This window comes from Shewanella subflava, assembly GCF_025971955.1.
Taxonomy (GTDB): domain Bacteria; phylum Pseudomonadota; class Gammaproteobacteria; order Enterobacterales; family Shewanellaceae; genus Shewanella; species Shewanella subflava.
Genome location: NZ_JAPDMX010000012.1, coordinates 47,739 through 60,900 on the forward strand (window position 1 = coordinate 47,739; position 13,162 = coordinate 60,900).

Consider the following 13,162-nt stretch of genomic DNA (forward strand, 5'->3'; position numbering starts at 1 on the left):
TACTTAAATTTACTGAGGTGTCGCGATAAGCAACACCTCACCATGCAAGAACACTATCACTTATGCATGCTGCTCTTGATGCCAATGGTTAAAGCGCTGCATTCCCATCATGACCAATAACAGACTGGACATGCCGCCCATTAAGATGGCAATGGCAAACGGCGCTGGAATATCCGTTAATTGAATTAGCGCAGTCAAAATTGATGCGCCGCTCATTTGAATGCAACCTAACATGGCTGTTGCTGTACCTGCTCGCTCACCAAAACCGGACAAGGCCATACTCGTAGCAGGGCCTAATAAAATTGCGAAACCAACGCACAGCAACATCATTGGTAGCATAAACGCAAATCCCGCAGCTAATCCCGTTTGTGGCCCAACTAATTGCATCACCACTTCAAGGGCGGCGGCGGCAATTAGACAATTAAGCGCCACCACCACTCCCGCACGGTTACCAATACGCCTAACTAACACAGGCGCGGCAAAGCATGCTGCAATATTAACCGCCGCGTTTAATCCAAATAAGGCGCTAAAGGTTAGTTCAGACATCCCCAAACGACCAATAAGCCATACCGGAGAATAGGATACATAACAAAGAATGGAAGCCATGGCCACCATGCATGTTGAGGCATAAAACATAAAATGGCCATCGCTCAGTACCGGCTTATATCGTCCCCAACGGTAAAGTTTACCTGAGGTATCAGTATTTAATGGACGAGTTTCCGGAAACTTAAAGCCGACGAAAAATAACACCACGATGGCGTATAGCGCCATAAAAATAAAAGTAGAACGCCAGCCAAATTGTAAGGCTAGTAAGCCTCCAAGAGTAGGTGCTAGCGCAGGTACCACGCAAATCGCCCCATTAAGATAGCTATACATAGACACGCTTTGCTTACTGTCATAGCAATCACGAACCGCGCTAAACACCACAATTGAAGTAGAACACGCGGCTAACCCTTGAAAGACTCTGGCTAACTGCAGCCATTCAAACTCAACGGCATACGCACCTAGCAAACTGCTAATGCCATACAGCACAATACCAAACAAGGCGATAGGACGACGCCCAAACCGGTCTGCAAGTGGCCCAATAAGAATTTGTCCCACTCCCATAGCGAACAAGAATAATACTAGGGTGGATTGAACCTGGCCGTCCGATACGCCGTACTCCAACGCCATAGTTGGCATAGAAGGCAAATAAATATCAATGGCCAGTGGGCTTAACAGCACCATTAACATTAATAGCGGCAATAAATTACGTTGCATCAGAATTCTCACTCATGTTTAAGCTAGGGGGTACAGATCGGGGTAGGTGAAATTTTATCGCATTAGAGGTATGACAAGAAATGATATAAAATCCACAATGAATTTCCCTAAAGGAATATCTGTAATGAATTTAGACAACCTTGCCAGAATCGATTTAAACCTATTAGTGACACTGCAAGTGTTACTTGAAGAGCAAAGCGTCACTCGTGCAGCTAATCGCTTACATCTGAGCCAATCCGCTTTAAGTAAAAGCTTAAACCGTCTTCGCGACACCTTAGACGACCCTCTGTTTCAACGCACGGCTCACGGCTTAAAACCAACAGCACATGCATTGGCATTGGGTAAGGTGTTGCCACAAGCGCTACAAAACTTGTATCAACTTACTCAACCACCAAGTTTTGAGCCCGCCACCAGCCAACGTCATTTTGCCTTAGCCATGGTTGAAAGTGCCTATGAAACCCTGATCCCGTATTTTATTGGGCCACTGCTGCAACAAGCACCTAACTTAAAGTTAGACTCGTATGGCTGGAATGAAAAGTCAATTTACGATTTACAGCATGGACAAATAGACTTTGGTATCGCGGGTCGCGATATACACCCGCAATCACAATTTAAAATAGACGATCTGGCTGATGGCCTTGAATATCAAACCTTATTCAATGATAAGCAAGTGTGTCTAGTGCGCCAAAATCACCCTATTTTACAAGCGCTGAGCCGTGGCGATTGGAATAAAGAAGCCTATTTAGCCCTAAGCCATGTGCAAGTGCGTTGTGAAGGTAACGATTGGTGGGCATTAGATTACCATTTAGCAAATACCAACCACCATCGTCGGATATCAACCACTGTGCCTGACTTTTACGGCGCGGCAAGTATCTGTGCCCACACTGATCTGATTTTTACTTTGCCATCCAGCTTTGCCCATCATGCACAAAATCTTTATTCGTTAGTACAAATTCCGCTGCCATTTGAGTTTATGCCTATGGCGTACGTTTTACTTTGGCATGAACGCAATAATCAGGAACCTGGGCACAAATGGGTCAGAGAAATGATTTTTAATAGTATTCCTAAAGCGTTAATGCTTGCGGCACATTAACCACATTTAACGTGACATATTATGTCTTGCTGCGGCACACTTGCTGTAAATTATAGAGACACTGTTTAGGCCAATTGCATTTAGGAGTCATTATGAGATTTAACTCGTCATTTAATTCAGCGCATTTAAAGCACAGATTCTCATCCATGAATCCCATTATCGTAATGCTCTCGCTTATCAGTATCGCGATATTAGCGTTAGTATTATTGCCTTTTTTACTCTTATTAGGCCTATTGAGTTTCATTACGTTTCAAATATTAGGCCGTACATTTTTGTCGCCCAAATTGAAACAAGCCTACGCCTCATCACAACGTCATCAAGGTGATATTTATCAAGGTCATAATGATATACAGCGTGAGAATACCGCACCTTATGGCCACATGTTTAAGCAACCTAAAAACTCTCGGCCTCAAGGTCGCACCTTTGAGCATAACGCCGATGAGCAAGTAAACTGAAGCCATTCGTCGTCCAATCAAAAATGCCGATCATAAGACTTATTCTGTTGCGCTACAGTGAGAAAAACGGGGTTAATGCACCCTCGTGTGTTGTTGATGACCTATAAAATGGGTCATCAACATTTGCCTTACACCACATGCCGTTGAGTTAAACAACTTCAGCTATTGAAAATAAAAACGTATAAAGCTGGCGCTTAACAATCATTTCACCATCTTGAATAGTTTTTTATAGTAAAATCCCTGCACAAAATCGATGCCGAGTTTATTGGCCAGTGCTAAGTCATCCGCCGTTTCTACGCCTTCTAAAATAACGTGTTTGTCTGCACTGTGGGCATAATTAATAATCGATTTAACCAATAGCATAAAATTTTCATTGGCCTGATTTTGTAATACGTATTTATCCAGTTTGATATATTTAACTAATTGAATAACTGAGGTTGAAATCATCGATTGTGGATTACATACATCGTCAATTGCGGTGAGAATATTATTTTTAGCCAAATTTTTTATCATCGCCAAACTCATTATCGCATCATTAATTTCTGAGTTTTCAATTAACTCAACAATGATTTCGGCTTTCTGACACTCTTTAAATAATTTCAAAAATGGATTGTTTTCATCAATTACCCCACTAGAAAAATACGAGTCTTGATCTAAATTCACAAAAAGGTTTGAACCATTAACGGCATAAGATAGCTGTAATCTTTTTTGTTGATATTCCACTTGAAACAAACTTAATGGACTGCTGTGTAAAGAGGCATAAACCAGATCTGGCCTAATGGTAGTGTTATCGGCATTGTAAAATCGCGCCAAAGCCTCGTAAGCAAAAATGTCATTGTTGCGACAATCAATAATAGGTTGATATTCTACACCGAATCGTTTTCGCTCAATTAAATCGATTAAACATTTAGGGTTTAAACTGTCTTCATGCTTCATATTTCATGTGAAGTAACTCGCGCTACTTGCTCCTGCATACTACTGAGAGCGCGCAAGTGTAAATGAGAAGTATTATCAGGTAAAGAATATAGACTATCAAGTTAACCAAGATGAATATAATGCATACTATTACTCAATAATTGCATTAAAAAACAGCAATATTGGGCAATAACGATGTGTTAATTTTGAGGTGATTATTCGAATAAACGCTACACGCCTTTTACTGAAGGTATGTTTTAGCTTGTTGCAAGCTGGCCAACTCTTCTGCGCTAGGGTTCAACGCGATAACACTGTCAATTTGCATCAATAATGATTGCCACAAAGGCTCAATGACTTGTTGCTGTATATCATCGCCGTAGTGCTTGGCTTGCTGCAATAAGTATGCAGATTGCACCACATCGATACGGTTTAGCATGCCATCGGCTAACGCCACACTCAGCTCAATCATGGCGGTAACATTATGGCCATATTTAATCACATCATGTAAATAACGCTCCGCGAGTTCAAGCTCTGTCGCCTGAGCATTATCATTGTGAAGAATATCCGTAGCACAATGCAACATCGCATCAAGCTGCCCCTGACTTGCGGCTTCTTGCATCCATAAACGGCTTTGATCAGCTTCAGCATTGACCCCTTCGGCCAATAATAATGCCAAATGGTATTGGGATTGTGGGTAGCCAGATTCGGCGGCTTTGCTCATCCAAGCTAGCGCTTGCTGATAGTCATTTTGTTGATAGTACAACACGCCAAGGTTAGACATTGCCTCGATATTTTCTGCTTCTGCCGCCTGCTGAAGTAAGGCTTTGGCTTGTTCAACATCAACAGTAAACACTGTGCTACCGACCAAATAAAAATACCCCAGTAAAGCTTGTGCATCAGTTATACCCGCTTTGGCTGCTTGCGCTATCAGTAACTCTCCCTGCTTAACTTGGTCGCTTTGAGCATAGCCATGCAACAAACTTACCCCATGCTCATACAATGCCGCATCTTCAAATGGTGCAGCTTGAGCAAACCAGTAAGCCGCCTGGGCAAATAAGCGTTGCACTTCATCCTGGGCAGTTTGCAGCGCTGAAGCGGTATTGATATCAAAAGTCGTTGCACTGGCTTGCTCCTGTGCCATAAGCGCTTGAGCTTTTAATGACATCGCCACTAAATACTGTGCGTGATGATCGTTTTGCATCATCGCTCGGTAGCATAAATCTCTCCCCGCTAGCGAATCGAATGCGACAAATTGGTAAACGGGTACAGCAGTGCAATGTAATACCGGATAAAGCTTGGCAACTAAATTAAGAATTTGTTTAATCGACTTCTCTGCCAAAGTCACTAGCTGAGTTTGCGTTAAATGATATTTTTCAGGATGTGCCCCACGATTACCATCGCCACGCAACTTATGCATTGTGCGAATCGCGGTCACGTCTAGCAAGCGCCGCTGATTCAATTGCTCAATGCGGTCGTAGAGATTTGGACTATTAAACTCAAGATGGTGCTGTTCGGCGATGAGGATGGCCAGTTTATGGGTGAAACTGCGCACAAATACCAACGCTTGGGTCGGTATATCTCGGACATAACTCTTGGCGCTGGCGTAATCTTCTCCCAGCTCAACCGAGAATTGGCTAACTAACTCAATATCAGTTATCAATACCCACTCCTGTCAAATGGCTTATCGCCGCGCGGGATAATAAACGCATAATCAATACTTCTTTTCACCGCTAACATGACTGAATGCATTGCGACAGAACCGCTATCGCACATGAATTCGCCTTGTTATCAGCGCCGCGTTCACCTTTGAACCAAGCACATACAGGCTTGCTATTTTATTGTCGTATTTTCGCTAACCGCAGTTGCAGTTAAAGAAGCGTAAATTACACCTCAGTGTGAGTGTCGTCGCTAGATGGCGTATCCGTTTTACGATTAACCATATATAAGCGAAACAAAGCGACGTTAATAAATAGCCCTAAAAATGCAAATATGGTATCTGTGATTAACTGTAATGGAAAACCTACCTGCGCAGCTATTTGCGACAACGTGCCACCAACTAACGATAATGGAATATACAGCATTAAAATCGCAATCGTTTTGGTTGCAATCGGCCCGGTAAATACAAAGCTAGCTTTAATGGCTTCTAAGGGGGTTAGCTGCTCCACAATGACCATAAAGTTCACATAGGCCAAGCGTGCAAATAGGTAAAAACTGATCACCAGCCCCACTAACCACATTGGCCCAAATACAGCAAAAAGCATCACCGGGGTTAAAATGGCTAACCCAGAAAAAACACCGGCAAGTAACAATGGCGGCACAAATTGAATACTTTGTTTATATACCATTGCAGTCGTAACATCATGACCACGCGAGCGGACTTCAAGATACACGGTAAGCGCTGCAATTAACGTAGAAAATAATAATAGCAATGCCATCATTGCTGCGCCATGGATCCCACCAAATTGCGGATTTTCAACATCAGCTTGGATCATTTCATTCCCCAGCCAAAGCTGGATCATCACTTGAACAAGCAACAATGGAAATGTCATTGCCGCAAGCTGGCCAATATGGTTACGAAAAAAGTAATAAGCTTCAGTCAAAATAGCTGAAAGTGACATAAATGAGATTCCAAAAATCAACTTAAGATGTATATGGGGCTTAGGATACCCAAAAATGACTGATTTTGCACAATACAAAATCTTCATATGTCGCAAAGCACCAAAAAACGTTAAGATGATGGCAATTAAAGCACAATATTTACCAAAGGATGGATTATATGAATCGTTTTATAATTGCGAGCTCAGTATTGTCGGCCGCTTTATTAACCACACCTGCTAGCGCAGGCTGGTTAGACAATGTCACTAAAACTGAAGTTGCACCTGTTGCCACCCAAGCTAAAGCGGCAACTGGCTTAGCTGACAATGCATTAGTTGGCAATGTTATGTCGCAACTAGGGTTAAATGAGCAGCAAGCCGCAGGTGGGTTAGGGTCTTTACTTGGCCTAGCACAATCCAACTTAGGTGATAGTGACTTTAGCGCGTTAAGTAAAAGCATTCCTGGTATCGATTCATTATTAGGCGCGGCTCCCGCGCTAGGTGGCGATTCTGGTATGTCTGGCTTATTATCTAAAGCAGGTGACTTAGGATCGTCATTTCAAGGCGCGGCAATGGTATATGATTCTTTTGAAAAACTCGGTATCTCAAAAGAATATATCGCCCCTATGGTCGATATTGCTAAGCAGTATTTACAACAGCAATCGGGAGACGGTTCTGTTGATTTATTAATGAAAGGCTTAGGTTCTTTACTGTAAAGGTATACCTACCACAAAGGTAAAATGGTCAACCTAAACATTAATTAATGCCGAGCACAGTGCTCGGCATTATTGTCTTTGCTAGGATGGGCTTTCAACGAGGAGTCATATTATGATTGCAAAACTCAAACAATTTATTCAGGCACGTACTCATGCAGTAAGCCCAGAAGACAAAGCCCACCAATTAAGTTTGGCGGCAGCAACCCTACTACTTGAAGTGGTGTATGCCGACGAAACCTTCAATGAATCTGAAGTGGCGTTGTTGCCCGACATGTTGAAAAACACTTTACATATCAGCATTGACGAAGCACAAGACCTGATTAAAGAAGCCACTTTAATCAGAGGGAATGCCACTTCGTTATTTGAATTTACCGCTGAAATTAATCAGCAATTCACTCTTGAAGAAAAACAGCAATTGCTACTTGCAATGTGGCGTCTAGCCTATGCCGACGGTGAATTATCACGCTATGAGGATCAAATCATTCGTCGCTGTGCTGATTTACTTTACCTCAAGCACAGCGAACTCATTCAAATGCGTAACATAGCAATGGAACAAAGGTAGGCGCTGATTACTCCGATGACGGTGTTGGCATAATGGTATGTTTACGCTGTAAATGTGTTTTTTGCCACCACATAAAAGGCGCTATGATTGTCACTAACAGTATTGCGTATAGCATATTGTCAGCAAGCGCTACCCCAATACCGATACAAAATACGCAACTGGCAAGGATTAACGGTAAATAGCGTTTACTTAACAGCTTCACCGCCGACAACATAGCTAATAGGTAAATAATCACAAATACCCCATTGCTCCAGGCAATCAATTTTTCTAAATCATGCTGCGAATAAAAAGTGGCGACAATCACCAAGGCCATCGTCCCTAAAATGGCGAACAAGGCCCTAAATGGAACACCATGGCGATTCAGCACCACAAAATATTGAGGTAAAATACCTTCTTTACTGAAGCTCCATAGCAACCTTGCGGCGCTACCAGCATAGACGTTTACGGTAGCAAGCCCACTCGCAATGCCTAAAACACCGATAATACTTGCGCCATATCCCTGTAAAAAGCTGCCACTGACTAAATAGTCAAATGCGCTGATCATGGCTACGCCGCTTTTATCGGATGGCACCATCAACAATAAAAATGTACAGGCTAAGTAAATCACCCCCACGAGCACAGTACCCATCAAAATGGCTGGTAACATGTCTTTATCTGGGCGACGAAAATCACTGGCAAGGTGAGTCATGGCTTCAATACCTAAGAAGCTCCAAAAACCAATACCCATCGCCAACATCACCGTATTCACTTGTGGATGACTTGCTTGGTTAAATGATGCAAGCTGCTCTGAATTCAAGCCACTGACAGCAAACAACACCGCCACTACGCTCACAATCGCTAAGGTTAAGCCAAATTGCAATTTGGCAGACACCTGAATGCCGCGAATGTTTAACCCTAATAACACCAACACCACAACTAGCTCTGCGACCAGTTGCCAACCCCCTCGCAGTGGTACTAAAGCATCCATAAATTGGAAGGTCATTAAAATAGCGGCTGGCGCACCGATGGGGATCACTAACAAAAAAATCAACCCTATGGTTCTACCTGCTGTGCGGCCAAAGGCTTTTTCCACAAAATAAGCTGGCCCTGCGGCATGGGGAAAGCGGCTGGCTAACAACCCAAACACCAGTGCCACCGGAATAATAGCCAAGGTGAGTATTAACCACCCCAATAATGCTCCTGATCCGGCGACCGCAATAGTCATTTGCGGTAAAATAAACACCCCTGTTCCCAACAAAGTGGTGGCCATTAATCCTGCACCTTGCCAGCGCCCTATTGTTCCTGTTATTTGATTCATTTGTTATTCTACTTGGCTATGTTTAGGTTATTATAAGTTCAAATTGATTTTCAATTTGTCGGCGATGAGCGCCTAACTGCGGTATCAAACCAACAATATGACGGTTAACAAACAAAATACCAACAAAATGACGGAGTAGTTGTGGATAAATTTGATAAAGCCATTATAAATGCGTTGCGCCAAGATGCGCGACAAAGTATATCCACTATTGCAGATACAGTCAGTTTGTCCCGCAGCGCCGTGACAGAGCGAATTAAAAAACTGGAAAACTCAGGAGTGATCCGCGGTTATCAGGTGTTATTAAGCGAATCGCAAAAACAAGGGGTCTCGGCCTACTTTGAAATACAACATAAATGCCCTCGATGTGCCGATGTGGTGCATGTATTTCACAGTATACCTGAAGTGATCACCTGCCAAGGCATTACTGGTGACATGGATTTATTAGTTTACGTGCACGCCGATTCAATGAAGCGCTTGCATGAGATCCGTGAATATATTGATGCGCAAACCGACATTATCAAAATCAAAACCCATGTGGTGATGAGTGAGTGGATTAACAATCACCCCTAAATTCGGATAATGACGCCTAAAAACAAAAACCAGCCATACAAATAACTGGTTTAAGAGTTAACGATTACATACTCGAGCGTTAGGCTAATTGTTTGCCTATCTCTAGCCCTTTACCACGGAGTTCAATCAGTTTGTCGGTTAGGCCAGACATATCCATTTTAATAATACCAGCATTATTAGCGAGAACGGCTAGCCAAGCGGTGAATGGCTCCTCACCACGCTCATCATCCCAATGGATGAAAATTTGATTCGACAAATAAATTAACACGGCTAATTTTGAAGCTGGATCTGCCTGCTTAGGATTGCGTTGAAATTCAATGCCTGCCACTAAAGAAGGCGCGAACTTCCAGGTTTTTGCCAATAACGCCCCTACCGATGGCGAATCAAAACCCAGTAGCTTGGTTTCCAAATCCTGTATATCTCCGCCCTGCTCGGCCGCTGCACGAATTTGTGCTGCTAAAGATGGCTCGACCGTTGCAATTAACAAATCACCAATACGATGCAATATACCGCAGGTAAATGCCTCGTCAGCACCGACACCGCAGCGCTTAGCTAACTCTTGGCTATATAAGGCAACCTCAAAGGTTTCGCCCCAAAAAGCTGCCAAATCAATACCTTCAACTTTAGGGATAGCACCAACAACCGCAGAGGCAATCACTAAAGTACGCAATGTTTGCATGCCTAATCGGATCACCGCATCCTCAATAGAGCCGACTTCACGACTGCGACCAAAATGAGCAGAGTTAGCTAAACGCAACACCCGCGCACTAATTAACGGATCTTGAGCCACTTTGGCAGAAATACTTCTTACCGAACTGTTGTCATCATTTACTGCTGCTAATAATTCACTAATTGCTTTGGGTAAGCGAGGTAACTCATCAACTCTATTTAATAATGCCGCAGACTGCATATCTGTTCTCCTTATTATATTGCTAAACAACCTTTGAAATAGCACGCTGACTTAAAGTTGTTTCCGTTTATAGATTTATATAAATCATATAAATAACATTAGCACAACAAAAATACAGCAAATGATTTTTTACTTAATATTGTCGATGATAAAATTATGATATCTTTCAAAGAAATTACGCTTAAATCTTAGATATAGCCATAACGAAAGGTTACACTTAAACAGACTCTTTTTTGCAGGTAATTCTTAATATGCAACCTCAGCCCAGTGCCGATTTAAATCTTTTATGGGGGCAAATCATCCTCGAAGAACTTAGCCGTTTAGGGGTTAAACACGTCTGTATGGCACCGGGTTCTCGCTCCACGCCATTAACTTTGGCTGCGGCTTCACAGGCTACCATCCAAAGACACATTCATTTTGACGAGCGCGGCTTGGGGTTTATGGCACTGGGTTTAGCCAAGTCCAGTAACACGCCGGTGGCGATCATTACCACCTCTGGCACAGCGGTCGCCAATTTGTACCCTGCGATTGTTGAAGCCTGGCTAACCCATGTACCGTTAATTGTGCTCTCGGGTGATCGTCCCAGTGAATTAATTGATTGCGGCGCCAATCAAGCCATTATTCAACCCGCTATTTTTGCTAATTATGCGACACAGGTGAATTTACCCACACCTGATTTAGCATATCCAGCCAGTGCGTTACTCACCACGTTAGATCAAGCAGTTAGTCAGCATAGTCAGCCTATTCATATCAATTGCATGTACCGTGAACCGTTTTACCCCAATGAGCTGAGCCCTTTAACTAAGCAGGCAAAAAATGCTCCTGTGGTCATACAGCAATATTTAAAACCGCTTACCCAATGGCTCAGTCATCAAAAACCATTTAGCCAGTATCAACAAAATATGGGCGCTTTATTGCCCAGTGAAGACACCTTAAAACGTTTCGCCCATGGTAAAGGCATCATTGTGGTAGGCACCTTGTCGCCCGATGACACCCCAGAATTAATCGTTGAAATAGCCCAAAAACTCGCATGGCCAATTGTGACCGATGCACAATCACAGCTAAGACAACATTCAGGTATCATTGGTAATGTTGATCAACTGCTGCTTAACCCCAAAGCCACTAAGCTTTTAGAACAAGCCGAGCGTGTGTTGGTGTTTGGTGGACGCTTTATTTCAAAACGGTTAATCAGCTATTTAGCAAATCAAGCTTGGCATAGCTATTGGCAAGTATTACCTCACTCAAGCCGATTAGATCCCAGTCACCAAAGTAAACAAATTTGGCAAACCAGTGTGAGTGCATTTTGTAAACTGAGTTGGCCTCGATCATCAAGTGCCAATTGGGGACTGGAGTTAATCAACCACAATGAAACCCTAGCCGCTTTGTTTACCCAGCAAATCGATCAAACTCAATTTGGTGAAGCTCAGGTGATTCGTTGGATAGCCCAGCAACAAAGCGCTGAACAAGTATTATTTATCGGCAACAGCTTACCCATCCGCCTATATGACATGTATGCGCCAATTGGCCCCGCACAGCCCCAAATATATACCAATCGTGGCGCATCAGGCATTGATGGGCTAATAGCCACCAGCGCTGGGATTGCAATAGATAAACAACAAAAAATGACCATGATTATTGGCGACATTTCATGCTTACATGACTTAAATTCGTTGGCGTTATTAAAGCAAATCACCTCAACCTATGTGTTGGTGATCCTAAATAACGATGGCGGCAATATTTTCAATTTATTACCTGTGCCGACAGAACAATTACGTCAAGATTTTTACCGTTTATCCCACGGTTTTGAATTTGGTTACGGCGCTGCCATGTTCGGTTTAGCGTATCGTCAAGCTGATGATTTAACGTCTTTTATTGAAGCCTATACCGAAGCCTTTGAATTTGATTGTGCCAGTGTCATTGAAGTGAATGTCAGTGCGACTCAAGCAAGCGATCAAATTGCGCAAATTAGTCAATGGGTTAAGCAACACTAATGACCTGGATAAATCGATACGGTGATCCTCAGCTACCGGCCATGGTGTTTTTACACGGCTTTATGGGCGCAAAAGAAGATTGGCAACCAATGATGGCCAAAATCAGCCAATACTTTCATTGTATCTGTATCGACTTACCTGGCCATGGCGGCAACTCATTCACTTTGCCCCATCCTGGTTTATTCAGCGCAGCTGAACATATTATTCAAACGGTGAATAATTTAGGCTATACCGAGTTTCACCTTGTGGGCTATTCATTAGGAGGGCGTATTGCGTTACAAGTGGCTCGCATACAACCACAGGCAATATTGAGTTTAACCTTAGAGTCGGCGCATCCAGGTTTACTTAGCGATGATGAAAAAAAACAACGGGCAATCAATGATAATAACTGGGCAGATAAGTTGCTCAGCCAGCCTTTTGAGCACTTTGTGCAACAATGGTATCAACAAGCCGTGTTTAGCGATCTCAGCGATAAGCAGCGCCATTTTTTAATTAGCAAACGCCTGAGTAATCAACCAAAAAGTCTGCACGCATGCTACTTGGCCACATCATTAAGTTTGCAGCAAGATTGCCGTAATGTGGTAGAAAAACTGACGTGCCGGTGTGCCTTTATCGCAGGTGAACAAGATAAAAAATTTCAGCATCTAGCTCACAACTGGCAGCAATCGCTTCACTCAGGCGCTTCGCTACAGTTAGTCATCATTGCTGGGGTTGGTCACAATATTCATTCAATGCAGCCACATATTTTCAGTAATACGTTACTATCATTACTTCGCGATGAACCCACACAATAAGAGTA

At 42.9% G+C, this 13,162-nt stretch carries 13 protein-coding genes; 7 read left to right on the forward strand and 6 right to left on the reverse strand.

Translation table 11 applies throughout. The features are described 5' to 3' along the window. Nucleotides 1-60 precede the first annotated feature (60 nt). Complete coding sequence (locus OHT75_RS06350; RefSeq protein ID WP_264725651.1) at nucleotides 61-1,260, reverse strand: multidrug effflux MFS transporter; 1,200 nt, start codon at nucleotides 1,258-1,260, stop codon at nucleotides 61-63. A 124-nt stretch (nucleotides 1,261-1,384) separates the two neighbouring features. Here OHT75_RS06350 and OHT75_RS06355 point away from each other — a divergent pair, with 124 nt between their 5' ends. Both OHT75_RS06355 and OHT75_RS06360 read left to right on the forward strand, forming a co-directional pair. Next, entirely contained in the window at nucleotides 1,385-2,353 is a 969-nt protein-coding gene (locus tag OHT75_RS06355) for a LysR family transcriptional regulator (RefSeq protein WP_264725652.1), read from the forward strand. Between the two features lie 92 nt (nucleotides 2,354-2,445). Next, nucleotides 2,446-2,808: a hypothetical protein gene (locus OHT75_RS06360; RefSeq protein ID WP_264725653.1), complete on the forward strand. Its 363-nt coding sequence runs from the start codon at nucleotides 2,446-2,448 to the stop codon at nucleotides 2,806-2,808. Between the two features lie 201 nt (nucleotides 2,809-3,009). Here the strand turns inward: OHT75_RS06360 and OHT75_RS06365 are convergent, their stop codons facing one another. The 3 genes from OHT75_RS06365 to OHT75_RS06375 all read right to left on the reverse strand — a co-directional run bounded on the left by OHT75_RS06365 (nucleotide 3,010) and on the right by OHT75_RS06375 (nucleotide 6,341). Further along, entirely contained in the window at nucleotides 3,010-3,744 is a 735-nt protein-coding gene (locus OHT75_RS06365; protein WP_264725654.1) for an EAL domain-containing protein, read from the reverse strand. A 220-nt stretch (nucleotides 3,745-3,964) separates the two neighbouring features. Then, entirely contained in the window at nucleotides 3,965-5,383 is a 1,419-nt protein-coding gene (locus OHT75_RS06370) for a tetratricopeptide repeat protein (protein ID WP_264725655.1), read from the reverse strand. Nucleotides 5,384-5,606: 223 nt separating this feature from the next. Continuing rightward, nucleotides 5,607-6,341, reverse strand: coding sequence for a hypothetical protein (locus tag OHT75_RS06375; RefSeq protein ID WP_264725656.1), 735 nt, complete (start codon nucleotides 6,339-6,341; stop codon nucleotides 5,607-5,609). Nucleotides 6,342-6,499: 158 nt separating this feature from the next. On the opposite strand from OHT75_RS06375, the gene OHT75_RS06380 reads away from it, so the two are divergent. Together OHT75_RS06380 and OHT75_RS06385 are read left to right on the forward strand one after the other, a co-directional pair. Then, on the forward strand, nucleotides 6,500-7,033 hold the full coding sequence (locus OHT75_RS06380) for a DUF2780 domain-containing protein (protein ID WP_264725657.1): 534 nt from the start codon (nucleotides 6,500-6,502) through the stop codon (nucleotides 7,031-7,033). A 112-nt stretch (nucleotides 7,034-7,145) separates the two neighbouring features. Further along, nucleotides 7,146-7,595, forward strand: coding sequence for a tellurite resistance TerB family protein (locus OHT75_RS06385; protein WP_264725658.1), 450 nt, complete (start codon nucleotides 7,146-7,148; stop codon nucleotides 7,593-7,595). Between the two features lie 7 nt (nucleotides 7,596-7,602). Here the strand turns inward: OHT75_RS06385 and yjeH are convergent, their stop codons facing one another. After that, on the reverse strand, nucleotides 7,603-8,892 hold the full coding sequence (gene yjeH, locus OHT75_RS06390) for an L-methionine/branched-chain amino acid transporter (protein WP_264725659.1): 1,290 nt from the start codon (nucleotides 8,890-8,892) through the stop codon (nucleotides 7,603-7,605). A gap of 141 nt (nucleotides 8,893-9,033) precedes the next feature. On the opposite strand from yjeH, the gene OHT75_RS06395 reads away from it, so the two are divergent. Next, nucleotides 9,034-9,462: an Lrp/AsnC family transcriptional regulator gene (locus tag OHT75_RS06395; protein ID WP_264725660.1), complete on the forward strand. Its 429-nt coding sequence runs from the start codon at nucleotides 9,034-9,036 to the stop codon at nucleotides 9,460-9,462. A 79-nt stretch (nucleotides 9,463-9,541) separates the two neighbouring features. Here the strand turns inward: OHT75_RS06395 and OHT75_RS06400 are convergent, their stop codons facing one another. Continuing rightward, nucleotides 9,542-10,372, reverse strand: coding sequence for an HDOD domain-containing protein (locus OHT75_RS06400; RefSeq protein ID WP_264725661.1), 831 nt, complete (start codon nucleotides 10,370-10,372; stop codon nucleotides 9,542-9,544). A gap of 251 nt (nucleotides 10,373-10,623) precedes the next feature. Between OHT75_RS06400 and menD the strand changes: the two genes are divergently transcribed. Both menD and menH read left to right on the forward strand, forming a co-directional pair. Continuing rightward, nucleotides 10,624-12,363, forward strand: a complete 1,740-nt coding sequence (gene menD, locus OHT75_RS06405; RefSeq protein WP_264725662.1) for a 2-succinyl-5-enolpyruvyl-6-hydroxy-3-cyclohexene-1-carboxylic-acid synthase — start codon at nucleotides 10,624-10,626, stop codon at nucleotides 12,361-12,363. Further along, the gene (menH, locus tag OHT75_RS06410; protein ID WP_264725663.1) at nucleotides 12,363-13,157 is read left to right on the forward strand and encodes a 2-succinyl-6-hydroxy-2,4-cyclohexadiene-1-carboxylate synthase; all 795 of its coding nucleotides are present in this window, start codon (nucleotides 12,363-12,365) and stop codon (nucleotides 13,155-13,157) included. The genes menD and menH overlap by 1 nt, the downstream gene beginning before the upstream one ends. Nucleotides 13,158-13,162: the final 5 nt, after the last annotated feature.

What these genes read in the sequence shown, in the direction of transcription:
- menD (WP_264725662.1), top strand. Translation starts at nt 10,624, where the DNA reads ATGCAACCTCAGCCCAGTGCCGATTTAAATCTTTTATGGGGGCAAATC.
- OHT75_RS06355 (WP_264725652.1), top strand. Translation starts at nt 1,385, where the DNA reads ATGAATTTAGACAACCTTGCCAGAATCGATTTAAACCTATTAGTGACA.
- yjeH (WP_264725659.1), bottom strand. Translation starts at nt 8,892, where the DNA reads ATGAATCAAATAACAGGAACAATAGGGCGCTGGCAAGGTGCAGGATTA.
- OHT75_RS06400 (WP_264725661.1), bottom strand. Translation starts at nt 10,372, where the DNA reads ATGCAGTCTGCGGCATTATTAAATAGAGTTGATGAGTTACCTCGCTTA.
- OHT75_RS06365 (WP_264725654.1), bottom strand. Translation starts at nt 3,744, where the DNA reads ATGAAGCATGAAGACAGTTTAAACCCTAAATGTTTAATCGATTTAATT.
- OHT75_RS06385 (WP_264725658.1), top strand. Translation starts at nt 7,146, where the DNA reads ATGATTGCAAAACTCAAACAATTTATTCAGGCACGTACTCATGCAGTA.
- OHT75_RS06380 (WP_264725657.1), top strand. Translation starts at nt 6,500, where the DNA reads ATGAATCGTTTTATAATTGCGAGCTCAGTATTGTCGGCCGCTTTATTA.
- menH (WP_264725663.1), top strand. Translation starts at nt 12,363, where the DNA reads ATGACCTGGATAAATCGATACGGTGATCCTCAGCTACCGGCCATGGTG.
- OHT75_RS06350 (WP_264725651.1), bottom strand. Translation starts at nt 1,260, where the DNA reads ATGCAACGTAATTTATTGCCGCTATTAATGTTAATGGTGCTGTTAAGC.
- OHT75_RS06360 (WP_264725653.1), top strand. Translation starts at nt 2,446, where the DNA reads ATGAGATTTAACTCGTCATTTAATTCAGCGCATTTAAAGCACAGATTC.
- OHT75_RS06375 (WP_264725656.1), bottom strand. Translation starts at nt 6,341, where the DNA reads ATGTCACTTTCAGCTATTTTGACTGAAGCTTATTACTTTTTTCGTAAC.